Source organism: Streptomyces sp. SID5643 (assembly GCF_009872555.1).
Classification (GTDB): domain Bacteria; phylum Actinomycetota; class Actinomycetes; order Streptomycetales; family Streptomycetaceae; genus Streptomyces; species Streptomyces iakyrus.
Genome location: NZ_WWIC01000203.1, coordinates 1 through 25,777 on the forward strand (window position 1 = coordinate 1; position 25,777 = coordinate 25,777).

General features: G+C 72.0%; 24 protein-coding genes and 1 pseudogene. 11 read left to right on the top strand and 14 right to left on the bottom strand.

Translation table 11 applies throughout. The features are described 5' to 3' along the window. The 5 genes from GTY56_RS22690 to GTY56_RS22710 form a co-directional block, all read left to right on the top strand. Nucleotides 1-807, top strand: an 807-nt coding sequence (locus GTY56_RS22690; RefSeq protein ID WP_346345541.1) for a putative PEP-binding protein, incomplete at its 5' end; no start/stop codon positions are given. A gap of 144 nt (nucleotides 808-951) precedes the next feature. Then, complete coding sequence (locus GTY56_RS22695) at nucleotides 952-1,335, top strand: hypothetical protein (RefSeq protein WP_161367169.1); 384 nt, start codon at nucleotides 952-954, stop codon at nucleotides 1,333-1,335. Nucleotides 1,336-1,410: 75 nt separating this feature from the next. Further along, nucleotides 1,411-2,061, top strand: a complete 651-nt coding sequence (locus tag GTY56_RS22700) for a CBS domain-containing protein (protein ID WP_346345542.1) — start codon at nucleotides 1,411-1,413, stop codon at nucleotides 2,059-2,061. A gap of 221 nt (nucleotides 2,062-2,282) precedes the next feature. Then, complete coding sequence (gene adhE / locus GTY56_RS22705) at nucleotides 2,283-4,937, top strand: bifunctional acetaldehyde-CoA/alcohol dehydrogenase (RefSeq protein ID WP_161367170.1); 2,655 nt, start codon at nucleotides 2,283-2,285, stop codon at nucleotides 4,935-4,937. A gap of 907 nt (nucleotides 4,938-5,844) precedes the next feature. Beyond that, the gene (locus tag GTY56_RS22710; RefSeq protein ID WP_237524977.1) at nucleotides 5,845-6,213 is read left to right on the top strand and encodes an STAS domain-containing protein; all 369 of its coding nucleotides are present in this window, start codon (nucleotides 5,845-5,847) and stop codon (nucleotides 6,211-6,213) included. 51 nt (nucleotides 6,214-6,264) lie between these two features. On the opposite strand, the gene GTY56_RS22715 is transcribed toward GTY56_RS22710, so the two are convergent. After that, nucleotides 6,265-6,684: a universal stress protein gene (locus GTY56_RS22715; RefSeq protein ID WP_346345544.1), complete on the bottom strand. Its 420-nt coding sequence runs from the start codon at nucleotides 6,682-6,684 to the stop codon at nucleotides 6,265-6,267. On the opposite strand from GTY56_RS22715, the gene GTY56_RS22720 reads away from it, so the two are divergent. The 3 genes from GTY56_RS22720 to GTY56_RS22730 all read left to right on the top strand — a co-directional run bounded on the left by GTY56_RS22720 (nucleotide 6,657) and on the right by GTY56_RS22730 (nucleotide 8,003). After that, a complete protein-coding gene (locus tag GTY56_RS22720) occupies nucleotides 6,657-6,836 on the top strand; it encodes a hypothetical protein (protein ID WP_161367172.1) in 180 nt (59 codons plus the stop codon). The two genes, GTY56_RS22715 and GTY56_RS22720, sit on opposite strands and share 28 nt — an antisense overlap. 119 nt (nucleotides 6,837-6,955) lie before the next feature. Then, complete coding sequence (locus GTY56_RS22725) at nucleotides 6,956-7,489, top strand: universal stress protein (RefSeq protein ID WP_161367173.1); 534 nt, start codon at nucleotides 6,956-6,958, stop codon at nucleotides 7,487-7,489. 4 nt (nucleotides 7,490-7,493) lie between these two features. Further along, nucleotides 7,494-8,003, top strand: coding sequence for a flavodoxin domain-containing protein (locus GTY56_RS22730; protein WP_161367174.1), 510 nt, complete (start codon nucleotides 7,494-7,496; stop codon nucleotides 8,001-8,003). Nucleotides 8,004-8,206: 203 nt separating this feature from the next. Here the strand turns inward: GTY56_RS22730 and GTY56_RS22735 are convergent, their stop codons facing one another. The 9 genes from GTY56_RS22735 to GTY56_RS22775 all read right to left on the bottom strand — a co-directional run bounded on the left by GTY56_RS22735 (nucleotide 8,207) and on the right by GTY56_RS22775 (nucleotide 19,654). Beyond that, on the bottom strand, nucleotides 8,207-10,900 hold the full coding sequence (locus GTY56_RS22735) for a bifunctional acetate--CoA ligase family protein/GNAT family N-acetyltransferase (RefSeq protein ID WP_161367175.1): 2,694 nt from the start codon (nucleotides 10,898-10,900) through the stop codon (nucleotides 8,207-8,209). Between the two features lie 156 nt (nucleotides 10,901-11,056). After that, nucleotides 11,057-11,935, bottom strand: a complete 879-nt coding sequence (locus GTY56_RS22740; protein ID WP_161367176.1) for a universal stress protein — start codon at nucleotides 11,933-11,935, stop codon at nucleotides 11,057-11,059. Beyond that, nucleotides 11,932-12,954, bottom strand: coding sequence for an alcohol dehydrogenase AdhP (gene adhP, locus GTY56_RS22745; RefSeq protein WP_161367177.1), 1,023 nt, complete (start codon nucleotides 12,952-12,954; stop codon nucleotides 11,932-11,934). Before adhP ends, GTY56_RS22740 begins: the two co-directional genes overlap by 4 nt. 21 nt (nucleotides 12,955-12,975) lie before the next feature. After that, a complete protein-coding gene (locus GTY56_RS22750; protein ID WP_161367178.1) occupies nucleotides 12,976-13,881 on the bottom strand; it encodes a universal stress protein in 906 nt (301 codons plus the stop codon). A gap of 157 nt (nucleotides 13,882-14,038) precedes the next feature. After that, nucleotides 14,039-14,668 (bottom strand): DoxX family membrane protein, encoded by a 630-nt coding sequence (locus GTY56_RS22755; protein ID WP_202510593.1) that lies wholly within the window; start codon nucleotides 14,666-14,668, stop codon nucleotides 14,039-14,041. Nucleotides 14,669-15,243: 575 nt separating this feature from the next. Next, nucleotides 15,244-16,986: a sensor histidine kinase gene (locus tag GTY56_RS22760; protein ID WP_161367180.1), complete on the bottom strand. Its 1,743-nt coding sequence runs from the start codon at nucleotides 16,984-16,986 to the stop codon at nucleotides 15,244-15,246. Nucleotides 16,987-17,104: 118 nt separating this feature from the next. Continuing rightward, nucleotides 17,105-18,133 carry a type I glyceraldehyde-3-phosphate dehydrogenase gene (gene gap, locus GTY56_RS22765; RefSeq protein WP_161367181.1) on the bottom strand — a complete coding sequence of 343 codons (1,029 nt, stop codon included), beginning with the start codon at nucleotides 18,131-18,133 and terminating at the stop codon, nucleotides 17,105-17,107. Nucleotides 18,134-18,319: 186 nt separating this feature from the next. After that, nucleotides 18,320-19,012, bottom strand: a complete 693-nt coding sequence (locus tag GTY56_RS22770; protein WP_161367182.1) for a response regulator — start codon at nucleotides 19,010-19,012, stop codon at nucleotides 18,320-18,322. 201 nt (nucleotides 19,013-19,213) lie between these two features. Beyond that, nucleotides 19,214-19,654, bottom strand: a complete 441-nt coding sequence (locus tag GTY56_RS22775) for a pyridoxamine 5'-phosphate oxidase family protein (RefSeq protein WP_161367246.1) — start codon at nucleotides 19,652-19,654, stop codon at nucleotides 19,214-19,216. A gap of 275 nt (nucleotides 19,655-19,929) precedes the next feature. Between GTY56_RS22775 and GTY56_RS22780 the strand changes: the two genes are divergently transcribed. After that, nucleotides 19,930-20,352: a pyridoxamine 5'-phosphate oxidase family protein gene (locus tag GTY56_RS22780; RefSeq protein ID WP_161367183.1), complete on the top strand. Its 423-nt coding sequence runs from the start codon at nucleotides 19,930-19,932 to the stop codon at nucleotides 20,350-20,352. Nucleotides 20,353-20,818: 466 nt separating this feature from the next. On the opposite strand, the gene GTY56_RS22785 is transcribed toward GTY56_RS22780, so the two are convergent. Beyond that, on the bottom strand, nucleotides 20,819-21,676 hold the full coding sequence (locus GTY56_RS22785; protein ID WP_161367184.1) for a universal stress protein: 858 nt from the start codon (nucleotides 21,674-21,676) through the stop codon (nucleotides 20,819-20,821). 186 nt (nucleotides 21,677-21,862) lie between these two features. On the opposite strand from GTY56_RS22785, the pseudogene GTY56_RS22790 reads away from it, so the two are divergent. Further along, nucleotides 21,863-23,493 (top strand): annotated as a pseudogene (locus GTY56_RS22790) (SulP family inorganic anion transporter). A gap of 186 nt (nucleotides 23,494-23,679) precedes the next feature. Here GTY56_RS22790 and GTY56_RS22795 read toward each other — a convergent pair. Then, a complete protein-coding gene (locus GTY56_RS22795; RefSeq protein ID WP_161367185.1) occupies nucleotides 23,680-24,258 on the bottom strand; it encodes a rhodanese-like domain-containing protein in 579 nt (192 codons plus the stop codon). A 74-nt stretch (nucleotides 24,259-24,332) separates the two neighbouring features. Here GTY56_RS22795 and GTY56_RS22800 point away from each other — a divergent pair, with 74 nt between their 5' ends. Next, nucleotides 24,333-24,614: a metal-sensing transcriptional repressor gene (locus GTY56_RS22800; RefSeq protein WP_161367186.1), complete on the top strand. Its 282-nt coding sequence runs from the start codon at nucleotides 24,333-24,335 to the stop codon at nucleotides 24,612-24,614. A gap of 38 nt (nucleotides 24,615-24,652) precedes the next feature. Here the strand turns inward: GTY56_RS22800 and GTY56_RS22805 are convergent, their stop codons facing one another. Further along, on the bottom strand, nucleotides 24,653-25,402 hold the full coding sequence (locus GTY56_RS22805; protein WP_161367187.1) for a TSUP family transporter: 750 nt from the start codon (nucleotides 25,400-25,402) through the stop codon (nucleotides 24,653-24,655). Next, nucleotides 25,399-25,761, bottom strand: a complete 363-nt coding sequence (locus GTY56_RS22810) for a rhodanese-like domain-containing protein (RefSeq protein ID WP_161367188.1) — start codon at nucleotides 25,759-25,761, stop codon at nucleotides 25,399-25,401. The genes GTY56_RS22805 and GTY56_RS22810 overlap by 4 nt, the downstream gene beginning before the upstream one ends. Nucleotides 25,762-25,777 lie beyond the last annotated feature (16 nt).

Sequence of the window (25,777 nt, forward strand, 5' to 3'; positions counted from 1 at the left end):
CTGGACCCGCCGCTGCACGAGTTCCTGCCCGACCGCACGGAGCTCGCGGTGCGGATCGCCGCCGCCGAGGCACGCGGCGACCTGCCGGCCGCGCACGATGTCGAACTGCTGAGCGCGGTGAACCGGATGCACGAGGAGAACCCGATGCTCGGGCTGCGGGGCGTGCGCCTCGGCCTGGTCGTTCCCGGGCTGGTCGCCATGCAGGTGAGGGCCATCGGAGAGGCCGTCGCGGAACGCACGCGGGCCGGCGGCAGCCCCCGGGCGGAGATCATGGTTCCGCTCGTCGGGGACGTCCGCGAACTGCGGATCGTCCGCGAGGAGGTGGAGCGGGTACTGGGCGAGGTCTCCGCAGCGTCCGGCGTCCCCGTCAGCTGCCCCGTCGGGACCATGATCGAGCTGCCCCGGGCGGCGCTGACGGCGGACCGGATCGCCGCGGAGGCCGAGTTCTTCTCCTTCGGCACCAACGATCTCACCCAGACGACCTGGGGCTTCTCCCGGGACGACGTCGAAGCGGAGTTCTTCTCCGCCTATCTCGACAAGGGCGTCTTCCCCGCCTCCCCGTTCGAGACGCTGGACCGGGACGGCGTGGGCCGCCTGGTCGAGATCGCCGTCGCCGAGGGCCGCGCGACCCGGCCGGACCTCAAGATCGGCGTGTGCGGCGAGCACGGCGGCGACCCCGACTCGGTGCACTTCTTCCACACCGCCGGACTGGACTACGTCTCCTGCTCGCCGTTCCGCGTCCCGGTCGCCCGCCTGGAGGCCGGACGTGCCGCGCTGGAGGAGACCGACGTGAGCGACAGCCGGTGACGACCCGGGGCCCGGCGACAGCCGGTGGCCGGGACCCACGGCCCCGTCTCCGAGGCCGGCCGGCCACGGGGCCGCGGCGGCGCAGGCAGCAGTGTGGAGACGCGGCACAAGCGATCACCAGGAACTGTCACGAGGAGTGCGCACATGACTGCCAAGGAGACCGGCCGCGTGGGCGGCCCCGCTTCCGTACGCGTGCGGTCCGAGGGCGACGTGGACGAGGAGTCGCTCGCCTACGTCCGGGAGAAGGTCGGCGCCGTGCTGGACCGTCCCGGGCTTCCGTCCGTCAGCGGCGAGGTGCGGGTCACCAGGGCGGCGGCCCACCACGTGGACCTTCCCTGGTCCGCCGGCGCCGAGATCCAGGTGGGCGGCGACCTCGTCGTCGTGCACGCCCGTGAGGCGAGCGCCCGGGAGCTCGCCGACCGCCTCCAGGACCGGTTGCGCAGCCGCACGGAACGCGCCGCGCACCGCCGGGACGCGGCCCGCAGGACCGCCACGCCACCGCCGTGGCGCGGTGGTCGGCAGCGCTAGGAAAGCCGGGCGGCGTGGTGCGTAGGGCGGCCGAGCCCTACCCGTCCGGCACGTGCCGGTGAAGGAGGAACCACCGTGACATCCCACACCGTCGGCGAAGTGATGACCGGCGACGTCGTCCAGGCCTGCCGGACGACGCCGTTCAAGGAGGTCGTCCGGCTGCTGGACCACCACCGGATCAGCGGGCTGCCCGTGGTCGACGACGACGACAAGGTGCTCGGCGTGGTCTCCTGGACCGACCTGGTGCGCGCCCAGGCGAACCGCACGGGCCGGGACCCGGCCCGTGGCGTCACGGCCCAGGACCTGATGTCGGCACCGGCGATCACCGTGCATCCGGAGCAGTCCGTCCCGGACGCGGCGCGGCTGATGGAGCGCCGCGGCGTCGAGCGGCTGCCCGTGGTGGACGAGGATGACCGCCTCATCGGCATCGCCACGCGCCGTGACCTGCTCCGGGTCTTCCTGCGCACGGACGACGACATCCGCCGCCAGGTGACCGACGAGGTCCTCGTCGGCGGGGGCCTGGGCCTGCCACACGACGCGGTCCGCGTCTCCGTCCGGGACGGCGTCGTCACGCTCGACGGCCGTGTGGACCTGCGCAGTCAGGTCCCGGAGGCCGTCCACTCGGTGTGGCGGCTCGAAGGCGTCGTGGGAGTGGTCAACGCATTGACCCTCCTCGACGACGACTGCTCCCCAACCAGTGCGCCCGGGCGACCGTACCCCCAGTGACGCGCGGGCCGCCCGCCGGCGCCGAAGCCCGGCTCGGTGGGCCGTCCGGCCCTGGCGGCCCGGGCCCGACGGTCACGGACGGGGACCTTCGGCGCCTGGGGCGGCGCCATGAAGGGCTGGACAGTGGAAACCGTGAGCGGTGCCCTTCACTCGCGGCGCGGCTCCCGCCCATCCGTCGCCGTACATCCACGGCGGCCCCTCACAACGGAGGCGCACTCCTCATGACCCGACACGACGACGGAACCGCGGACCCGGCCGCCACTGCCGCGCCGTCCGACACCACCATCGCCGTGGACCGTCTCGTGACGGCCGCGCTCAAGGCACTCGACGATTACGAGGCCCTCACCCAGGAGCAGGTCGACCACATCGTCAAGAAGGCGTCGGTCGCCGCCCTCGACCAGCACACCGCGCTGGCGCGGCTGGCGGTGGAGGAGACCGGGCGCGGCGTCTTCGAGGACAAGGCGGCCAAGAACATGTTCGCCTGCGAGCACGTCACGCACAGCATGGGCCCGATGAAGACCGTCGGGATCATCGCCCGCGACGACATCGAGGACATGGTCGAGATTGCGGAACCCGTGGGCGTGGTCTGCGCTGTCACTCCCGTCACCAACCCGACCTCCACCACGATCTTCAAGGCGCTGATGGCGCTGAAGACCCGCAACCCGGTCGTCTTCGCCTTCCACCCCTCCGCCCAGCGCTGCAGCGCCGAAGCGGCCCGGATCATACGCGCCGCCGCGGTCGCCGCCGGAGCACCCGAGCACTGCATCCAGTGGATAGAGACCCCGTCCGTCGAGGCGACCGGCACGCTCATGCGCCACCCGGGCGTCTCGCTGATCCTGGCCACCGGCGGCAACGCCTTGGTCAAGGCCGCCTACTCGGCCGGCAAGCCCGCCCTGGGCGTAGGCGCGGGAAACGTCCCGGCGTACGTGCACAGGAGCGCCAAGCTGCGCCGCGCCGTCAACGACCTGGTGCTGTCCAAGTCGTTCGACAACGGCATGATCTGCGCCTCTGAGCAGGCCGTCATCCTGGACAGCGAGATCTACGACGCCGCGCTGACCGAGTTCCGCACGCTGCACGCCCACGTGGCCACCACCGAGGAGAAGGCCAGGCTCGAAGCGTTCCTCTTCCCCACCGGCAGGGCGCAGGACGGCGGTTGCGAGCCGAAGGTCAACTCGGCGGCCGTGGGGCAGAGTCCGTCGTGGATCGCCGAGCAGGCCGGGTTCACCGTTCCCGCCGACACCTCGATCATCGTGGTCGAGGCCGAACGGGTGGGCGCGCACGAGCCGTTGACCCGTGAGAAGCTCTGCCCGGTGCTGGCCGTGCTGCGTGCTGAGGACGAACGGCAGGGCTTCGACCTGGCCGCCGACATGGTGGCCTTCCACGGCCAGGGCCACAGCGCCGTCATCCACACCGAGGACCCCGCCCTCGCCGAGGCGTACGGCAGGCGGATGAAGACCGTACGGGTCATCGTCAACGCCCCGTCCTCCCAGGGAGCCATCGGCGGCATCTACAACGGACTGCTGCCATCGCTCACGCTGGGCTGTGGATCCTGGGGGAGCACCTCCGTCTCCAACAACGTCTCCGCGGCCCAGCTGCTGAACGTCAAGCGGGTCTCCACCCGGCGGAACAACCTCCAGTGGTTCAAGGTCCCGCCGAAGATCTACTTCGAGCCGCAGGCCATCCGCTATCTGGCGTCGATGCCGGACGTGCACCGCGTCACCGTGGTCACCGACGCGACGATGACCCGGCTGGGCTTCGTCGACCGTGTCACGCGGGTGCTCCAGCGTCGCCGTGAGCCGGTGACCGTGCAGGTCATCGACAACGTCGAACCGGAGCCGAGCATCGACTCGGTGCGGCGCGGGGCCGCCCTGATGCGGGACTTCCGCCCCGACACGATCATCGCGCTCGGCGGTGGCTCGCCCATGGACGCGGCCAAGGTCATGTGGCTGCTGTACGAACAGCAGGCCGCCGGCAGGGAAATGGACTTCGCGGACATGCGGCAGAAGTTCTCCGACATCCGCAAGCGAGCTTTCCGTTTCCCGACGCTGGGCGCGCTGGCCCGTCTGGTGTGCATCCCCACGACCTCCGGCACGGGCGCCGAGGTGACCCCGTTCGCGGTCATCTCCGACCCCGCCACCGGCAAGAAGTACCCGTTGGCCGACTACGCGCTCACCCCCAGCGTGGCGATCATCGACCCGCTGCTCACCACCGACCTGCCTCCGGCCCTGGCGGCCGACAGCGGCTTCGACGCGCTCACCCACGCCATCGAGGCGTATGTGTCCGTCTACGCCAACGACTTCACCGACGGCCTCGCCCTGCACGCGATCCGGCTGATCTTCGAGCACATCGAAGCGGCCGTGACCGACCGCGAGGGCTCGGCCCAGGCCCGGGAGAAGATGCACAACGCCGGCACGATCGCGGGCATGGCCTTCGGCAACGCCTTCCTCGGCATCGTCCACGCCATGTCCCACACCCTCGGCGCCACCTTCCACGTCGCCCACGGCCGCACCAACGCCGTCCTGCTGCCGTACGTCATCCGTTACAACGGCACCGTCCCGACCAAGCTCACCGGCTGGCCCAAGTACGAGGACTACCGGGCCCCGGAACGCTTCCAGGACATCGCCCGCACCCTCGGCCTGCCCGCCGCGACCCCGCAGGAGGGCGTGGAGTCGGTTGCCGCGGCCGTGGAACGCCTGCGCGACGCCGTCGGCATCGAGCCGTCGTTCCGCCAGCTCGGAGTCGAGGAGCAGGCCTTCCTCGGCGCCCTGCCGCAACAGGCCCTCAACGCCTACGAGGACCAGTGCGCGCCCGCCAACCCGCGGATGCCCATGCTCGACGACATGCAGGAACTCATGCGCGCCGCGTACTACGGCTGAACGCAACGGCGAAGGGCAAGCAAGCACAAGCCGGCGGGGATCTCATCTGCTCCCCGGACAGCGGCCGCCGCCTCTTTCGTGCGGTGTGACGAAGCCCCGCCACGATCGCCGGGGGCGGATCGTGGCGGGACTCGGACGGGCCCCCGCTGCGTGGAAAGGACCGGGTGGGCCTCGCACACGTCCTCCTCGGCCCGGGAATCAGCCAGCGGTGTCAGTCGTGCGGAATCACCGCGACCGGCGGCACGGCGTGGGTGGGGCACCGCCCGGGTGACGGGTCCGGTCTGCGGACCGATCGGGGCGTGCCGGGACGCCCGCCCGACAACGAGCAGTCCGGTGTCAGGGACGCGTCGACCACGACGCCCCGTGGTCAGCACTCGCCGCCTCCAGGGCGGCGTCGGCACGGACCAGCACGACCGGCCGCTCGGCCCGGGCCAACCACGGACCGGTCGACGGAACCGAGCATGAATGCGGCGGCCCGGCCCAGGCCGCGCGATGCGAGTGCCAGCATCCCGGCGTCCGCCGCGGCGGTCAGCAGAGCTGTCGCGGGTTCCCCGGCGACCGCTCCCAGGACTGTACGAGACGCAGCGGAGCCCCGCGCATCGGGCGGCCCAGCCGACCGCCGCGACGCTCTCGGAACGGGCGTCGAAACCGACGAGGACGGGAGACAGGGGGGACATGACAGTGGCCTCTCCGGGATGTCCCGCTCTGGTGATCCACGACCCGCGAGATGAGGGCCCAAGCCCGAAGACGGCGCCGACCGGCCGCCGTGCAGACGGCCGATCCGCTCGCCCGGTCACTTGTGGACCGGATGGCCCTGCTTCTCCACGCCCAAGGGGCCGTCCGGCCCTTCCGCCCTATGCGGCGTCTGGTCTTGGCTCTACCCATGGCGCATACGCACCCAGGCACCATGTCGAGCCACACGGAACGCACCGTCGGCGACACGACCGTTCTCGAGCTGCACGGCGAGATCGACATACGCACCGAACCCGCGCTGTCCGCGCGGCTCGACGCTCTGACCGCCGCTCCAGGCGCCGACCTGGTGGTGGACCTGCGTCCTATGTCCTTCATCGACTGCGCAGGACTGCGCGTGCTGTGCCGGGCACGCAACCGCGTCGAAGCCCGGCAGGGCCGGCTGCGGCTGGTCACTGACAGTGCCGGCTTCCGGCGGATCCTGCGGCACACGAACCTGACGGACGCCTTCGAGGTGCACGCGCGGCTGACAGACGCTCTGCGGTGCGCGGGTCCTGCGATGAGCAGCACATCAGCCGACTCGTGACGCGCGTGATCCGCGAGCACCTGCCCGGCGGGGCCCGTTCCGAACGGGTCGTCAGTCGGGCGGCACCGGCGCAGCAGGCCGGGTGACGGGATGGATCAGGGCATGGGCGGCTGGGCCTGTGTGCGGTTCGGCGTTCTCCGCTTCGTCGAGCAACGCCGAGCCGGGCTGCCTGCGCACCTGTGCGGCGACGTGCAGCTGCGGATGCCGTGCGCTGATCTGATCGGCCGCGCCGCGCAGCACCCGGCGTACGTGGTACTGAGGTGTGCGCAGCCCGGGCAGGCTCGCCTCGGTGGCGTTCTCGGGCAGGCCTTCCCAGGCGTGCACGAGCCGGAGCGGCAGTCCTCGGCGCAGGGCTTCCCCGGCCGCCCATCGGGCCGCGGCGAGACTCTCACGCGAGCTGTCCTGGCCACAGGGCAGCCGACGTGGTGGATCACGGTGTGCGGGTGACGGGACGCTCCCGCCGCGACGCAGAGCAGTGGCTGGTCCGTCGCGGCGCTCACCGCGGCCTGCGTCGCCTGCTGCTCGAAGCCCTGTGGTTCCATCCGTGGCTGTCCCTCGGCATGGTGCTGGACGCCGGTGTCGTCACCGCCGTTGTGACGTGCTGGCCGGCGTCCCTGTACTGAGCCGTCCATCGTCACCTGTTCGCGAGGGACCATCGGCGCTGCGCCGGAGCCGCCCGGCCCACGCGGCACGCCCGCGCTCCGGACCATGGTGGAGACATGAAGCCTTACGGGAGGTTGCCATGACCGAACTCGCCACCGGCAGGACCATCGTGGTGGGCGTCGACGGGTCCGAGGCGTCCGCGGCCGCCCTTCGCTGGGCCACCGAGCAGGCCCGCGCGCTGCGCGTTGAGGTCGTCGCCGTGCACGCCTGGGAAGCGACCGCGTCCCGCGTCGCCCCGTACGCCCCGGTGTCGGTGCGGCCCACGCCCGCCGAGGAACGGGACGCGGCCGCGCGGTTGCTCGCGCAGACGCTGCGCAGGGTGTTCGGGCCGCGGATCGACGATGCCGTACACGCCGAACTGGCCGAGGGCCCGGCTGTGCGCGTCCTCTTGGACCGGGCGCGCGGCGCCCTGCTGCTCGTCCTGGGACGCACCGTGCACGGGCAGTTCGACCTCCCTGTAGGAGGTGCGGTCGGCCGTGAATGCTGGAGGCACGCCACTGTCCCCGTGGTCGCAGTGCCGGCGCCCGACCGACCTGCGGTGCCGCTTCGAGTCGTCGGAACCCGCCTCGCCCCGCGAGCGGAGTTGCTTGAGGCGCAGAGCGCATCGAGGTGACGTGATGGACGTTCTGGTCGGCCATGCGACCGCCCACGGCTCCACCCGCCAGATCGCCGAGCGGGTGGCTGCCGAGCTGCGCCGAGCGGGACTCGCAGCGCGGGCGCGTCCCATGGCGGAGGTCGATGACGCCGACACCTATGAGGCGTTCGTCCTCGGAAGCGCGGTTCACAACCAGCGCTGGCTGACCCCGGCGGCGGCCTTCATACGGGACAACCGCGATGTACTGGGCATGCGACCGGTATGGATCTTCAGCGTCGGAATGCCTGCTGCGCTGCGAGGCCCCTGGAAGCGCCTGGTCACGAAGGAGGTTCCGGTGATCGAGCGAGACCTTCCCGCCGGTCTGGCGTACCGAGGGCACCGTCTGTTCTCGGGAGTCCTCACACCGGCCCAGCTTCCGCGAGCGGGCCGGATCTTCTTCCGCGTGATGGGCGGCCGGTTCGGTGATTACCGTGACTGGGACGCCATTGACGCGTGGACGGCGGAGATCGCGGCCGAGCTGACTCCTGGCTGAGCCGCTTCAGACCCCTCGGTGGCCCGTGAGGATCGCTGGTTCAGGAGCGGAGGGAGCGGAGGGATGACCTGCCGTGTCGCCGCACGTAGCGGCGGGCGTCCTTGACGTCGATCCCGCCGTCGAGCTGCCGGGTCGTGGCGAGGGATCGCCGCGCACCGGCAGCCGCTCCGCATGTCGCCGGGCCACTTCGTGCCGGTGCCTCCTCAGCGCAGTCGGCGCAGATAGGGGTCCTTGGGCATGCGAGGCAAGGGGCGTATCCGCGCGTCGAGCACGGTGACCTGGCCGGGTGTGGCGAGAACCGGGTTGAAGTCGGCCTCGGCGAGTTGCGGCACGTCCTCCGCCATGCGGGACAGCCGCAGGAGGACCTGTTCCAGGCCTTCGAGGTCCACGGGTCCGTTGCCGCGCGCGCCGAACAGCAGGGGCGCGCAGCGCGGGGCGGTGATGAGGTCGTGCACGTCGTGGTCCGTGAGCGGGGCGAGGCGGGCGGCGTGATCGGCGAGCACCTCCGTGGCCGTCCCGCCGAGGCCGAACAGGACGAGCGGCCCGAAGACGTCGTCCTGGACGACTCCGGCGAACAACTCGGTGCCGCGTTCGGCGAGCGGCTGCACGACCACGCCGGCCATCAGCCCGGCGAACCGACGTGCCAAGTCCTGGTAGGCGGCACGGACCTGCCCCTCGCCCCGCAGGTCGAGGCGGATCGCGTGCTGCTCGCTCTTGTGCACCAGTCCGGGCCAGTGGGCCTTCATGACCACCCGGCCGTCGACACCGCCCAGCCGTTCGGCGGCGAGGACGGCGTCGTCCTCCGTGTCGGCCCATGCCCACGGCAGCTGGGGGATGTCGTAGCAGGCCAGCAGGTCTGCGCAGCTGAGTGGGTCGAGCCAGCCGCCGTCCGGATGCGAGGCGAGGTACGTCTCGGTGATCTGGCGGGCGCGGCCGGTGTCGACGCCCTCGAGAGCCGGTACGGTGCCGGCCGGGCGGGCGAGCCAGGCAGCCCGCCGGGCGGCGTGGGCCAAGGCCCGTGCCGCCGCCTGGGGTTCGGCGTACGAGGGGATGGTGCCACCGTCGGCGGCGGGCAGCAGGCTGACCGCCACGTCCTGCTCCAGGCGAACGAGGGCGACCGGCCGCGTCCGTCGTCCCGGTCCTGCGGTGAGGGCCCGGACCAGATCGTCACCTGTCGCCGCGGCGACCGCGGTGGGGACGAGGGCGAGCAGCACGGCGTCGATCCCCGGATACGTCAGGAGCCGGTCGACGCACTCGCGCAGCTGATCCTCCGATACGGCCGCGGTGGCGTCCACGGGATTGCCGACGGCCGCACCGGAAGGCAGTACGGCCAAGAGGTCGTCGACGAGTCCGGGGGTGAACTGCGGCAGGACGAGACCCGCTTCGGCGCATGCGTCGGCGGTCAGTACGCCCGCGCCGCCGGCATTGGTGACGATGGCGACGCGGGTCCCCGCCGGGTGCGGCTGGGTGTGGAACAGGGCCGCGGTGGCGAGGAGTTCGCCGATCGAGTGGGTGGCGGTGATGCCGGCCTGGGTGAAGAGGGCCTGCCGCGTCATGGTGCGGGTGGCGGCGGCCGCCGTGTGTGAGGCGGCGGCCCGTCGGCCCGCGTCGGTGCGGCCCGCGTCGACGGTGAGGACGGGCATGCGGCGGGTGACGCGCCGGGCGGTGCGGGAGAAGGCCCGCGGGTTGCCGAAGGACTCCAGGTGCAGCAGGGCGAGGTCGGTGCGGCCGTCGCTCTCCCACCACTGGAGCATGTCGTTGCCGCTGACGTCGTACTTGTCGCCGAGGGAGGCGAACGTCGACACACCGATGCCCAGGCGGGACAGCCCGTCGAGCAGGGCGATGCCGACACCACCGGACTGCACGGCCACGCCCGCGCTGCCGGGTTTCGGGTGACCGGCGGCGAACGTCGCGTCCAGGCTCAGGTCCGGGTCGGTGTTGGAGATGCCGAGGCAGTTGGGGCCCACCAGGCGCATGCCGTGGGTACGGCAGGCGGTCAGGAGCGCCTGCGCCTGGGGACCGTCGAGGTCTGCGGAGACGACCACGAGGGCCCGTACGCCCGCCTTGCCGCACTCGTCGGCGACGGTCGGGACCGCGGGAGCGGGCGCGGCGATCACCACGAGGTCGGGCGTCCTGGGCAGGGAGGTGATCGAGGGGTAGGAGGGCACGCCCAGGATGTTGGTGGCGCTGGGGTTCACCGCGAACAGGCGCCCGGTGTAACCGCCGGCGTGCAGGTGGTGCAGCAGGGCGCGGCCGACCGAGCCGGGCTTGCGGCCGGCGCCGACGACGGCCACCGCCTTCGGCCGCAGCAGCGGTACGAGGCTGGCCACGTCGGCGGCCCGGCCCCGGGCCTCCACCGCCGTCAGGTAGGTGTCGTCCTCGTCTAGGGCTATCGTGCAGCGCACCTCGGCGCCCTCGAAGCGCCGGGTCACGTCCAGGCCGAGGTCGGTGAAGAGCCTGAGGACTTCACGGTTCTCGCTCAGCGCGTCTGCCGTGAAGGTCGTGACGCCGTCCGACCGGGCCGCCGAGACCAGGTGTTCGACGAGCAGGGTGCCCACGCCCCGGTGGTGCAGCCCGTCGGCGACGGCGACGGAGATCTCGGCCGAGTCCCTGCCGCCCCCGGTGTCGTACTCGGCGAGGCCGATCACCTGGCCCTTCGTCTCGGCCAGCAGTGCCCGGTAGCCGGGCCGTGCCGACGCACAGGCTCGATCGGCGGCCGCGGTGGCGGAACGGCGGCTCGCCGCGAAGAACCTCAGGCGCAGGTTCTCCGGGGACATCTCCTCGTACAGCCCCTCCAGCTGATCGTGGTCGCCGGGCAGCACGGGACGGATGCACACGGTGGTGCCGTCCGTGAGCAGGGCGTGGACCGGGGGTCGGCTGAGCACGTCGTCCGTCATCGCGGATCTCCTCCAAGTCTCTCGACTCTTCGAGCATCCAGCGCTTCGCCGCGGGGACCCATGGGCTGTCCGGGACCGACCGAGGGCCGGTCGGCCCCATCACCCCGTCAGGTTCGGAGTCGGTGAAGGCGGAGCCACGTGGCGGGGCCTTTGACTTCACGCCCGCTCGGGTACGACCGCCACCGGACAGGCGGAGTGGTGCAGGACGGTGTGGGCGACGCGGCCGAGCTGGAGGCCGAGGTGCCCGGGCTGTCGGCGCCGAGCGCCCACGACGAGGAGGCCGGCCTCGTGCGAGGCGGCGAGGAGCACCGTGCGAGCGGGTCCCTCGATCGTGCGCCGGTTCAGCTCCATGTCCGCCGGAGCGTCCTTCAGGGCCGCTTCCAGCACCTTGGCAGCCTGCTCCTCGTGCAGGCGCGTCGGCTCGCCCGCGAGCAGGGGGTGGTCGGTGGTCTCGTGCGCGGGACAGCGCCAGGCGCGGACGGCGTCCAGCGGCACCCCACGCCTCTTCGCCTCCTCGTAGGCGAAGTCGACAGCAGCCGTCGACGAGTCGCCGACTCCGAGGAGGACGCGGCCGCGCAGCCCGGCCCCGGCCTGGTTGTCGTGGTTGCCACGGACGACGATCACCGGGCAGGACGCGTGGGCTGCCACGGTCAGGCTGACGGAGCCGAGCAGCAGGTCGGCGATGCCGCCGCGGCCACGGGTGCCCAGGACCAGTGCGGAAGCGTTCCGTCCCTCGCGCATCAGCGCGTGTTCGGGCTCCTCGGGGAGCACGACGGTGGAGATCCTCACGTGTGCGGCACGCCGGCGGGCGCGCCGCGCCGCGGTCTCGACGATGTCCTCGGCGATGCCCCGTCCGGACGGCTTGCCGAGGTCATGCGCGAGTGCGGCGCCTTCGTACCGTTCCCACAGCGAGGCGTTCACCAGCCGCAGGGGCACCCCGCGCAGGGCGGCCTCGTCGGCCGCCCAGTCCACGGCCCGCAGGCTCGGCTCGGATCCGTCGACGCCGACGACGAGCGGAAGGTCCCTGGTGCTCATGACCGTGCTCCCAGGTCGAAGACGATGCGGGCCTTGACCTGGCCGCGCAGTACCTCGTCAATCGAGTCGTTGACGGCGGTGAGCGGGCGGGTCTCGTAGATGACCTTCGTCCGGCCGGCCGCGTGGAGCTGGAAGACCTCGGCGAGGTCCTGCCGGGTGCCGACGATCGAACCGATCACACTGGTGCCGTTCAGGACCGTGTCGAAGATCGGCACCTGGATCGTGCCGTGTGCGGGCAGCGCCACCATCACCAGCTTGCCGCCCCGGCGCAGACCGGAGTCGACCGCCGTGAACGCGGCCTCGTTCACCGCGAGCGCGATCGCCGCGTGCGCACCGCCGTGGCGCTTCAGCACCGCTGCCACGTCGTCCTTGCGGGCATCGATGACGAGATCGGCACCCAGCTCACGGGCAAGTCGCAGCTTGTCGTCGGTGACGTCGATCGCGGCGACGGTGGCGCCGGCGATCTTCGCGTACTGCACGGCCAGGTGTCCCAGCCCGCCGACACCGGAGATCGCGACGAGCTGAGCGGGCCGGACGTCGGCCACCTTCAGCGCCTTGTACGTCGTCACGCCCGCGCAGGTCAGCGGGGCCGCGTCGAACGGGGTGACACCCTCAGGCACCGGCTGGGCGAAGTCGGCCCAGGCCAGCATCTTCTCCGCGTACCCCCCGTCGCAGCCGTAGCCGGTGTTGATCTGCTGCTCGCACAGGGTCTCCCAGCCGGACAGGCAGTGCTCACACCGCCCGCAGGCCCGGCCCAGCCAGGGCACCGCGACCCGCTGCCCGGCGGCCAGGTGGGTGACGCCCTCGCCGAGGACCTCCACCAGACCCACGCCCTCGTGCCCGGGCACGAACGGCGGGTTCGGCTTGACCGGCCAATCCCCGTGCGCGGCGTGGATGTCGGTGTGGCACAGCCCGGACGCCTCGAGACGGACACGGATCTGGCCGGGGCCGGGCTCGGGGTCGGGGCGCTCCTCGATGACCAGCGGTTCACCGAAGGCCCGGACGACTGCTGCCTTCATGACTGCTTCTCCTCAGGATGCTCAGTCGTGCGGGACGACGGCGACGGGCGCGGTGGCGTGGTGCAGGACGGCGTGTGTGACGGGACCGATGTGGGTGCCGAGCGGGTTGCGGCGGACCCGGCGGCCCACGACGACGAGGGATGCCTCGCGGGAGGCGTCGATCAGGTGCAGGGCCGGGCTGCCGTGGCGGGACTCCTCCAGGACCTCGACGTCCGGGAACTTCTGCCGCCACGGGCGCAGCAGCTCCGCCAGGCCGGCGGCCTCGCTCTGGGCGAGGGTGTCGTGAAATCCGGGATCGGCGGACAGGCCGTAGGCGTAGTAGGGCGGCGGGTTCCATCCGTGGACGACCCTCAGGGACGTGGCGCGGCGCACCGCCGCGTCGAAGGCGAACTCGATCAGTCCTTCATCCGGCCGACCGGTGTCCAGGCCGAGCACGACGGGCCGGTAAGGGGCTGCCGCCGACGGAATGCCGGTGGGGTCCGTCTCGTGTTCGTCGGCGGCCTGCTCGCCCGCGCGGACCAGGACGACCGGCAGCTCGGCATGCGCCAGGACGGCCTGGCCGACGGAGCCGACCAGGAACCCGCCGATCCCGCTCATGCCGCGCGATCCCAGGACCAGCAGCGCGGACTCCTCCGCCGCCGAGCACAGCGCCTCGGCGGGGTTGCCGGAGCACTGCTCCGTGCTCACCTCGACGCCCGGGTGCCGGAGCCGCAGACCCGCGGCGGCTTCGCGCGGGATCCGCTCGGTCCAGTGCTGGTGGGTCTCGGCGCCGAGGAGCGGTGCCTGGGCCATGGGCTCTGGCACCGGCTGCCACACATGGACGAGCCTGAGCGCCAGCCCGCGCAGTTTCGCTTCCCGGGCCGCCCACTCGGCGGCGGCCCGGCTCTCGGACGAGCCGTCGAGACCTACGGTGATGGTGCGGGACATGTTCTCAACCTCCAGAAGTGAAGCAAGGGATCCGATGCGAGGGTCGTGCGCGGGCGGCGGCGGGCAGTGCAGGGGCCCTTGATCCCGGACCGGGACGCGACCGTCCCTCCCACTGCCCGGGCGGCGGGCCCGGTGGCGAGCCACCGCATCCCCGCGTTCAGCGCAGCCAGCCGTAGTCGCGGACGAACCGGAGCCTGGCCCAGAGCCGGCCGGCCCCCAGGGTGTCGCCCGCGGAGACGGCGGCCAGGGCGATCAGGACGGCGGCGTAGACGAGGTGGTAGTCGGCGAAGGGGTTCGTCGACATGCTCGGCGAACCGTCCGAGAGGTGCTGGGCCGGTGGCCACTCCGCGACCCACATCAGTGCCATCATCACGGTCCCCGCCACCGCTGCCAGGCGCAGTCCGATCCCGGCGACCAGTGCCAGGCCGATGCCCAGCAGACCGAGCATGAACAGCCAGTCCGCCCAGGCCGCGCCGGCCCACGCGTGGAACGTCGGCTCCATCGGCCCGACGGACACGGAGCCGAGGAACCCCTTCGTCGGCGATCCACCGTCGATCCAGCCCTTGCCGGACGGGGTGGCGTAACCGAATCCGAACGTCTTGTCCAGGAAGGCCCACAGGAAGATGAAGCCCATGAGGAGGCGCACGGAACCGAAGACGTAGGCCCGCGCGGTGTGTGTGTCCTCGCGTGCCGACACGGCGGACTCGGGTGCGGTGGACGTCCGGTTCCCTCGGAACGACGGCAGGTGGAGACCCGCACTCCGGTGTGAGTGATCGTGCACGGCCATGACGGTGATCCCTTCAGGGATGGTCCGGTTGGTTCCCGACACCGTTCACTGTCCTGGGCAGCGCTGGTTCGCGCCGGAGGCCGAAGGTCCACGGCAGCGGGCTGAACGGCCCTGGGCCGGGGGGCCGTTCGGCGCGATACGACGAACCCGGCGGGCCATGAGGCGGCGGACCGGCTGTCCGGTCCGCCGCGCTGGTGCCGCGACCCGGACAGCTGTGCTGGTGCTGGGCGTGGCCCTGCGCGGCGGAGAGCCGCCACCGGGTTCGGGACACGCAGCTCTCAGCCCTGGGTGTGTGGCCTGCGGCTCTCCCCGTCAGGCCCGCCTGGCCCCACGCACGGACCGCGAGGCGCTGGATGCCGGGTGATCCGCTCACCGGTCCGCCGGCGGGATGCGCCTGGCCGAGTGCCCTCAGGCGGGGGTGCAGAAGGATCCAGGCAGGTGAGGTACTCCGGCGCCATGGGGGCGCGACGAGCGCGTGCGCAGGCCGCCGCGCCGAGCGGTGCCGGTGGCGGGACCTCGAACGGTCAAACAGACGCCCAGCTGACCCGGAGGCAGCACCTGGTGCCTCGCCATGATCACCCTTCCGAGGGGCCCTGCCCTTCCCGCACCGGGGCGTGCCACACCAGTCGCGTTCCGCCGCCGTCCCGGCCGGCGAGTTCCAAGTCCCCGCCGAGGTTCCTGGCCCGCACGGCCATGTTGGCGAGGCCGCTGCGGCGGCCCCCCTCGGGTACGCCCACACCGTTGTCGGTGACCGTGAGGCGCACCTCGTTGCCGTCGGTCTCCAGCATCACCTCGGCGCGGTCGGCGTGCGCGTGGCGGGCGATATTGGTGAGGGACTCGGACAGCACGGCCACGATGTGATCGGCGGTCTCCCTCGGCACATGAGTGTCGAGCAGACCCTCCATGCGCACACTGGGCGCGAAACCCAGTATGGGCGCGGCCTCACCGACCACGCGCATCGCTCGGGACCGCAGACTGGGGGCCGCGTCGTCATCGCGCGTGCGCAGGCCGAAGATCGTCGACCGAATGATCTTGATGGTTTCATCGAGGTCGTCAACGGCCCGCAGCACGCGCTCCGAGGCCTGCGCGTGCTCGATGAGGCGGCCGGCGCTCTGCAGGGTCATCCCGGTGGCGAACAGCCGCTGGATGGCCAGGTCGTGCAGGTCCCGAGCGATCCGGTCGCGATCTTCAAGAACAGCGATCTGTTCGGCGTCCTGACGGCGTTCGGCGAGTTCCATGGCGACTGCGGCCTGCGCGGCGAAGCCCTGCAGCGGCTCCATCTCCTTCTGGGTGAACTCGTTCGCGCCCGCCTCACGCACCAGCAGCACGACCCCGCGTACGCCGTCCCCCGTCCCCACGGGCACAGCGACGGCCGGACCCAGGCCGGAATAGCGCGGCGGACCGGCCGAGATCCGGTCGTCCTGGGAGACGTCCGGGCTGGTCACCGGTGCCACATCGGTGAAGGCCCGCCCGATGAGGCTGCCCTCGACGGGCAGCACCAGCCCGCGGTGTGCCTCCGCCTGCCGGCCGATGGCCAGCTCCACCGCGAGCGTGTCCGTGTCCTGCATCGGCACCGCGACCACGGCGAGTCCGGCACCGGTGATGTCCCGCGCTCGCTCGGCGATCAGCCGCAGCACCTCCGCTTGGTCGCCGCCGGACATCAGGCTGTGGGTGATCTCGGCGTTCGCTTGCAGCCACCGCTCGCGCAGCCGGGATTCTTCGTACAGGCGGGCGTTGTCGATGGCGACGCCGGCGGCCACGGCGAGGGTGGACAGGACGGCCTCGTCCTCGTCGTCGAAGTCGGTCCCGCCCCGCTTCTCGGTCAGGTACAGGTTGCCGAACACCTGGTCCCGGACCCGGATGGGGACCCCCAGGAACGTGTTCATCGGGGGATGGTGCGGTGGGAAACCGTAGGAGGCCGGATGCTGGGAAAGCTTCGGCAGGCGCAGCGGCTCGGGGTGGCGGATCAGCTCGCCCAGGATGCCGTGCCCCTCCGGGTAGTTCCCGATGCGGGCGATCTGGTCCTTGCTGACGCCGACCGTGTGGAAGGCCGACAACCGCTTGCCGTCCGGGCCGATCACGCCGAGTGCACCGTACTGGGCGTCCACCAGGGCCGTCGCAGCCTCCACGATGCTGTACAGCGCCTGCTCCAGGTCCAGTTCCCGGCCGACCGACAGCACCGCTTCCAGCAGACTGTGCACCCGGTCCTGGGTTCCCCGGGCCGCGTCGATGCGGGCCTGCAACTCCTCCAGCAACTCGTCCAGCCTGAGCTGGGGGAGCCTCACCTGAGCCTTCCGAGCCTCCTCGGAGCCTGACAACGTGATCCTCCAACCCTCCGCGTAGAGCCGACCGCCGTCCGCTCACTGCCACGGTAGCGGTCGGCGCGCGAGGAGGACACAAGATCAGCCCTGCCAGGAGGGAGCACGCGCGGCCTGGTCAGGTCCGCGGCAGCCTCGCGGCGACGTACTCCGTGAGGTCGAGCAGCCGGTTGGTGTACCCCCACTCGTTGTCGTACCAGCCGAAGACCTTCACCAGGTCGCCGTGGGCCTGGGTCAGCGGGGCGTCCAGGACGCACGAGGCGGGGTCCCCCACGACGTCGCGGGAGACGATCGGCGCGTCGGACACCCGCAGGATGCCCTTCAGCGGCCCGTCGGCGGCCTCCCGGAAGGCCGCGTTGACCTCGTCGGCGGTCACCGGACGGTCGAGCACCACGCTCAGGTCGGTCAGCGACCCGTCCTCGACGGGGACGCGTACGGCAATGCCGTCCAGGGTGCCGGACAGTTCCGGCAGGACGAGGCCGACCGCGCGGGCCGCGCCGGTACTGGTGGGGATGATGTTGACAGCGGCGCTGCGGCCCCGGCGCAGGTCCTTGTGCGGACCGTCGAGGACCACCTGGTCGTTGGTGTAGCCGTGGATGGTGGTCATCAGCCCCTTGACGAGACCGAAGTGCTGGTCCAGCACCTTCACCATCGGGGCCACGCAGTTGGTGGTGCAGGAAGCGTTGGAAACCACGTGGTGCCGGTCCGGGTCGTACGTTCCTTCATTGACGCCCATCACCACCGTGGCGTCGACGCCCTTGCCGGGAACCGACAGCAGCACCTTGCGCGCTCCCGCCCCCAGGTGCAGGCCGGCCTGCTCGCGGGTGCGGAAGCGGCCGGTGGACTCGATGACGACGTCCACGCCGAGGTCGCCCCAGGCCAGGGCGCCGGGGTCGCGTTCCGCGGTGACGGCGACGCGGTGGCTGTCGACGGTCAGCGAACCGTCGTCGTGCTCGACGACGCGGCCGAGCCGCCCGTAAGTCGAGTCGTACGCCAGCAGATGGGCCAGTGCCTCCGGCGAGGTGAGGTCGTTGACCGCCACCACCTCGATGGAGGTGCCGGCAGGGCTCTCCGCACGCTCCAGTGCGCAGCGCAGGTAGGTGCGTCCGATGCGGCCGAAGCCGTTGATGCCCACGCGTACGGTCATGTCCCTCGTCCTCCCCGACGGGTTCGCGACGCCCGGTGTCGTCCGGGTGCGATATCAGCCTTCCGCCGGCGGGTGGGGCGGGGCTTGGGCCCAAGGGGGTGAACCGGGGGCCGTTCGGCCCAGGCGCGGCGGCAGCGGGCCGGGGCGGGAGGCGTCGGCATGCCTCGCCGCTCTCCCGGCTTCGCCTCAGCGTCCCTCGCCGCGCAGCCGGTCCTGCGCCTGAGTGGCGATGACGGCGGCCTGGATACGACGCTCCACGCCCAGCTTGGCCAGCAGGCGGGAGATGTGGTTCTTCACCGTCTTCTCCGCCAGATACAGCCGCTGGCCGATCTGCCGATTCGTCAGGCCCTCGCCGATCAGGGCGAGGATCTCCCGCTCCCGCTCGGTCAGCCCCGGCAGGGCGTCCGGCTCTTCCTCCTGCTTCTGACCTCCCCGCAGCCTTGCCATCAGCTTGGTCGTGGCGCTCGGGTCCAGCAGCGACTGGCCACGGGCCACGGTGCGCACCGCTGAGACCAGGTCCGAGCCCTGGATCTGCTTCAGGACGTACCCGGACGCACCTGCCATGATCGAGTCCAGCAGGGCCTCCTCGTCGTCGAACGAGGTAAGCATCAGGCAGGCCAGCTCGGGCATGCTCGAGCGCAGTTCACGGCACACGGTCACGCCGTCACCGTCGGGCAGGCGGACGTCGAGGACCGCCACATCGGGGCGCAGCGCGGGGACGCGCGCCAGGGCCTGCTCGACCGTGGCGGCCTCACCGACCACCGTGATGTCCGGCTCGTCGTTCAGCAGGTCGTGCACACCGCGCCGTACGACCTCGTGGTCGTCCAGGAGGAAGACCCGGATGGGGCCTCCGGTGCCGGCCTGCTCACTGTCCGCCATCAGTCACTCCTTGTGATGTCCTCTTCTGTTTCCATGGGAATCCTTCCCTGTCCGGGGGACTGGAGGCCAGGGCCAGTGGTCCCTGATGACCGGATTCCACTCTCCGGATTCCCCAGCTGCTGAATGTGCTACCGCCGCCGATGACTCGTGCAGGTTCGTCCGGCGTGCCGGATCGCGGCGATGCGATCCGGAAAGAGGGGCTCAGGCGGTGAGGTCCACCCCGTACAGGGTGCTTCCGCCGACGAGTTCACGCCCGGTGACCAGTTCGGGCTCGATACGGACGAAGACTTCCTGGGGCGATGGCACCCAGGAGGCCGGAACGGTACGGGACAGGCGTTTGTGCTCGGCGGGGTCGGTCACCACCACGGCCGCGCCGGTGACGACGACGCTCCAGCCGGAGTGCCGGACCGGGTCGACGTCGTCGGCCTCGAAGGCGACCACCGCACCGTCGATCGCGCGGACCAGTTCCGAGGCCGCGGAAGTGCGCAGCACCACCGCGCCTTCGCCGTCCAGACCGAAGTTCACCGGCAGGACGGCGGGCAGGGCCTGGCGCGTGTAGACGATGCGGCCGACGGGCGCCTTGGCCAGCCGCCGCAGGCACTCCTGCCGTCCGAGTTCGTGGAAACCGTCGTTGGTGTACATCAGCCGGACCCGTCTCTTCGCTTGGTACACGGTTCTCAGTGACCCCATCCTGAACCGGATGCGGCCCGGGCAATGAGGGGCCATCGGTCCCGGCCGTACGGGAGAACGGCCCGTGTCGCACCGCATGGGACGGGTCCGCGCGTCCGGCTGTTCATGACCCCGCGCGGCCCGGCCACGGCGCCGGGAACGGCGCTGCGATCGGCTTTCCTCGCGTTGTGTGGGGGTAGGGCCGGTCGGCCCTACCCCCACACGACGGCCGCGACGACGATGGACTGATGTACCAGAACGGCGCCTTTCGCGCACTCGACCGGCAGGAAAGCCTGCGCCTGCTCGCCAAGGCGCCGGTCGGCCGCGTGGTCTATACCAGGCAGGCCTTGCCCGCGGTCCTCCCCGTCAACTTCTCCCTGGACACGGACACCTCCGTCCTGCTGTGCACCTCGCCGGACTCGGACCTCGTCCGCGCCATCGACGGTGGCGTCGTCGCCTTCGAGGCGGACGAGTTCCACGCGGCAACCCGGTCCGGCTGGAGCGTGGTCGTCACCGGGCGGGCCGCCGTGGTGACCGACCAGGCCGAGCACGAGCGGCTGTCCCGGGACGGCCCCACGTCCTGGATGCCCTTGCCAGGGGCCGTGTTCGTGCGGATCGAGTCCGAGATCGTCACGGGCCGGGAGCTCGACGGAGCGCGCGGCTACCCGTGAGGCGGAGCGGAGCGGGCCGGGCGAAGGTCCTCGATCTGCGCCGGCGCCGCGGCTGCCCGCCGGGCCTGTGGGCCTGGTGGCAGCTCCCTGATCTCGGCAGCGGCAGAATGGACGAGAGCAGCGTCAGCCCGGCGGCGGCCCGGCCGAGCACCAGGAATCCGCCCACCGAGGCGCCCCTGGCGGACCACGATGCGCCAGGTCCTCTGTTGCTCAGATGGCGCCGATCGTCCCTTGGTGCGCGAAACGATCTGCATGTGCTCTCCTCCCGTGGGGCGGTTGATCACCCTCCACCGCAGGGCGGAGCCGTCGGGCACATCCGCGAGTGAAGGCTCAGCGTGCTTCGTGCCGCACTCGCTCCTGGGTCTGCGTGGCGATGACCGCGCCTGGGCGCGCCGCTCCAGGCCGAGCTCGGCGCGCAGGCGGGAAATGTGGCCCGGCCCCGCGGCCGGGCCATCAGCTCGGTGCGTCAGTCGTGCGCGACGACGGCGACCGGGGCGGTGGCGTGGTGCAGCACGGCGTGCGTCACGGCGCCTAGGTGGGCGCCGAGCGGACTGCGGCGCGTCCGGCGGCCGACGACAACCAGGGACGCGTCGCGGGAGGCGTCGACCAGGTGGACGGCGGGACTGCCAGCGCGGGACACCTCGATGACCTCGACGGCCGGGTACTTCTCCTTCCAGCGGTTCAGCACCTCCGCCAGCGTGGCAGCGTCCTGCTTGCCCAGCGCTGCGTCGAGTTCGGGGTCGGCGGGCAGACCGTAGGCGAAGTACGGCGGCGGGTTCCAGACGTGGACGACCCGCAGCGGTGTGACACGGCGGGCCGCCGCCTCGAAGGCGAAGGTGAGCAGCGTGTCGTCGGGGTGGTCGGTGTCGAGCCCGAGGACGACGGGCCCGCCGGTGGCCTTCTCGCCGGCACGGACCAGAACCACAGGCTGCTCCGTGTGCGCCACGACGGCCTGGCCCACGGAGCCGACGAGGAATCCTCCGATACCGCTCAGCCCTCGGGAGCCGAGAACCAGCAGCTCGGCGCCCTTCGCCACATCGGTCAGCACCTCGGCGGGCCGGCCGGGGGCCTGTTCCACCGATACGTCCAGTCCGGAATGACGCAGCTTGAGGTCCTCGATCACCTCGCGTGGAACACGCTCGCTCCACCCCTGTTGCGCCTCGGCACCGAGGAACTGTGCCAGGGCGACGGGCGCGGGAACCGGCTCCCACACGTGCACCAGTTTGAGCGGCAAGAAACGCCGCTTCGCCTCGCGGGCCGCCCACTCCGCCGCGGCACGGCTCTCAGCCGAGCCATCGAGACCTACGACGACACTGCGGATCACGTTCTGCCTCCTCGTCCGGGGATTCGACTCCAGCGTGGTGGCCCGGGGGCCGGTGGTGCAGGGGCCGCAGGTCCCGAGGCGGGGGCCAGCAGGCCCTGTGGGCGGCGGCAGGAGGTGGGCCGACAGCCCTCTTCGCATGGTGCGTTGGCCAGTGGATTCTTGAGGCCACTTGTCAGAAGGAGGACCATGTTTCGCAGTTCGGGCGACCCTGCTCTGCGATCGGGTGGTTGGCGCCGTCCGATGCCCGGACTCGGCACCCTCCTCGGCTACCGGCGCTCGTGGCTGAGGGGCGATGTCGTGGCCGGCGTGACGGTGGCCGCGTACCTCGTGCCCCAGGTGATGGCCTACGCGGGCGTGGCCGGGCTGCCGCCGGTCGCCGGGCTGTGGGCGATCCTGCCCGCGCTCGTCCTGTACGCCCTGCTCGGGTCCTCCCGCCTGCTCTCGGTCGGCCCGGAGTCGACGACCGCGCTGATGACGGCGACGGTGGTCGGCCCGCTCGCCGCCGGAGATCCGGCCCGGTACGCGACGCTGGCGGCCACACTCGCGACTGCTGTGGGACTGCTGTGCGTGGCGGCCTGGGCGACACGTCTCGGCTTCCTCGCGGATCTGCTGTCCCGGCCGGTGCTCCTCGGGTACCTGGCGGGCGTGGCGCTGATCATGACGGTGGACCAACTGCCCAAGCTGACCGGCGTCGACACCGCGGGTTCCACGTTCTTCCCACAGCTCATGTCCTTCGTCCGGAACCTGGCGGACGCCCATACCGCCACGGTCGTCGTCGCCTCCGTCGCTCTGGCGTTCCTCTTGGCCATCGCCCGGTACGTCCGCGCCGTCCCCGGCTCCCTGCTGGCGGTGGTACTGGGTACCGCTGCCGTGGCAGGGTTCGGGCTCGACGACCGGCACGGCATCAAGGTGATCGGTGACGTCCCGGCCGGCCTGCCCGGTCTCGCCGTGCCGGACCTGACCGAGCTGCCGAACCTGGTGGTGCCCGCGCTGGGCGTCCTCCTCGTCGGCTACACCGACTTCATCCTCACCGCGCGGGCCTTCGCCGACCGGAACCGGGACGCGGACACGGACACGGACACGCTGGACACCAACCAGGAGACCACGAGGGCGCCCAGCACTGCCTTCGGGGTGGGACAGGGAGGCGAGCGCGGTGCGGCTGGCGCTGCTGCTGACCGGGAAGCCGTGCACCAGGCTCGCCCCGACGTTGACGGCACCCATGGCGAGGAACAGACCTGGCGGGCTTCCGGCGACTGGCATCCTTCCGCCGCCGGGAACTGCTGCTTGCGCTCGGCTGCCTCACCGGGGTCCTCGCCCTGGACATCCTGTACGGGGTACTGGTCGCCGTAGGCCTGTCCGTGGCCGAGCTGCTCGCCAGGGTCGCCCGCCCGCACGACGCCGTGCAGGGACTGGTCCCCGGAGTCGCCGGCATGCACGACATCGACGACTACCCCGAGGCCCGCACCATCCCCGGCCTGCTGATCTACCGCTACGACTCCCCGCTGTTCTTCGCCAACGCGGAGGACTTCCACCGCCGGGCCCTGACCGCGGTCGACGTACAGACCGGCCCGGTCCGATGGTTCGTCCTCAACACCGAGGCCAACGTCGAGGTGGACATCACCGCCCTGGACGCCGTCGACGCACTCCGCCGCGAACTCACCGACCGCGGCATCGTCTTCGCCCTCGCGCGCGTCAAGCGGGACCTGCTGGCCGACCTGACGGCGTACGGCCTCACGGACACCGTCGGGCCCGAGCGGATCTTCCCCACACTGCCGACGGCCGTAGCCGCGTACCGGGAGTGGCGCCGCGACCCGTAGGCCGCCCGGCGTCCGATGTTCAGCCCCCCCGCTGCTCGTGAAGTGCCCGAGAACGCCGTCGTCGCCGGACGCAGCTGACCGCGCCCGCAGCGGCAGCGGACAGGGCCGACGGGAGGCCGTCCCCAGCCCGGTGGGGCCGGTCGCGATGCGGCTCCTCGCCCCCTCCACCAGTTCCCGCCCGAGCGCTCAGCCCGAGGTACGTCCGCCGCTCAGCGCGGTGAGAGTGGCATCGAGGTCCGTCGCCTTCGGCCGGTTGTACGGGAGTCTGGCCAGCAGGCGGGCCATGCCGCAGGTGTCGGTGACGGCGGAGAAGACCAGACCGCAGGCGACGCCCGCGGAGAGCCACCGCGCCCCGGGCCTGAGCCGTCCGGCGAGCAGGCCCGCCAGGACGACGGAGCCGGCGGTCAGACGGACCTGGCGTTCCATCGTCCAGGGAGTGCGGGTGCCGGTGGGACGGTGGACGTCGTGGCCGAGCTGCGTCCAGGCGCTGGTGCCTCCGGTGAGGGTGACAGCGGGGACGCCGGCCCCCGCCAGCCGCCGGCAGGCCTCGGCGGAACGGGCGCCCGAGGCGCACACGACCAGGAGGTCACCGCGCTCGGCGGCCGTCCGGAGAGTGGGCAAGGCCGCGTCGAGGTGGTCGAGCGGGATGTTGTGGGCGCCGGGCAGATGGCCGGTCGCGTATTCGCCGGGGGTGCGTACGTCGATGACGGTCAGCTCGTGAAGGCGGGCGCTGGCCTGGTCCGGGGTGAAGGCGTCGTGCGTCACGGGAATTTCCTCTGCTCTCTGTGCGTCATCCCTTCGGTACGATACCCGCGGGGGTATCCGAAGGAGCGTGGGTCGTGGAACTGACGATGGCGGCTGAAGAACTGAAGACGGTGGTCAACAGGTTGCGGCGGGCGCAGGGCCAGATCGCCGGTGTGATCAGGATGATCGAGGAGGGGCGCGACTGCGAGGACGTGGTCACCCAGCTCGCGGCGGCGTCCCGGGCGCTGGACAGGGCGGGCTTCGCGGTCATCGCCACCGGCCTGCAAAAGTGCCTGACCGACGGGGACCTGGCGGCCTCCGAGGACCGTGAGCAGATGCGGGCCCGGCTGGAAAAGCTCTTTCTGTCGCTGGCCTGAGCAGAGCCCGCCGGCTCCGGCCTGCTGTGGCCGGCCGGTCATACCAGCGCGTCGGCGAGCATGAATGCCGCCACGGCCAGCAGGACCACGGCGAACGTGCGCCGCAGCAGGGTGCCGGAGACCGCTGCGGCCAGGCGCTTGCCGTCCCAGGCACCCAGGATCGCGGCCCCGGTGAACGGCGCGATGACCGCCCAGTCGACGCCCGCCGTTGTTGCGCCCCGGGTGGCCAGGGAGGCGAGGGAGTTCACGGAGATGACCAGCAGGCTCGTACCGATCGCGGCCTGCATCTCGAACGCCAGCACCGTGACCAGGGCGGGGACGGCGAGAAAGCCTCCTCCGACGCCGAGCAGCCCGGTCAGTGCCCCCAGCCCGGCGCCGGCGCCGGTGGCCCGGGCAGGTCGCGCGCTCTGAGACGCTTCCGGACGATCCTGGGCCGGGCGCAGCATGCCGACAGCCGCGACGGCGGCCACGGCGGCGAACGCTGCCGTCAGCAGCGGCTGCGGCAGCCGAACCGCAAAGGCCCCTGCCGCTGCGGCGGGCAGCAGTCCCGCCGCCGCGAACAAGGCACCCGCCCGCCACCGCACGTTGCCTGCGCGGGCGTGGCCGTACAGGGCGGTCAGCGAGGTGGCGACGACGATGAGCAGGCTGGCGGTGGTGGCTGCCGCCGGGGTGAAGCCGAGCAGGTAGATCAGCGCGGGCACCGCCAGGACGCTGCCGCCGCCCCCGAGCGCGCCGAGCGCCAGGCCCACCGTGCCTCCGGCGACCAGGGCCAGGACCAGCTCGCTCACGCTGTGACACCACCGCTGTCGTTCCCGCCGGTGACCGGCAGGCCCTGCCGGGTCCAGGCGGTCATGCCCCCGGTGACGTCGGTGGCCTCCAGGCCGGAGGCGGTCAGGATGCCCGCGGCCGTACGGGAACGGTTCCCTGAGCGGCAGATGACCACCACGAGCCCGGCCCGCGCGCCGGCGGGAAGGGGTGCTCCGGCCATCAGGCGACTGAGGGGGAGATGCAGTGCCCCGGGCGCATGGCCGTCGTTCCACTCCGGTGTCTCACGTACGTCGAGCAGGACGGCCTGCCTGCCGGCGACCAGCCGGTGGGCCTGTTCAGGGCTGAGGCGGCCTGAGCCGCGGCGAAACGAGGGTGGCATGGTGCGTGTCTCCGTT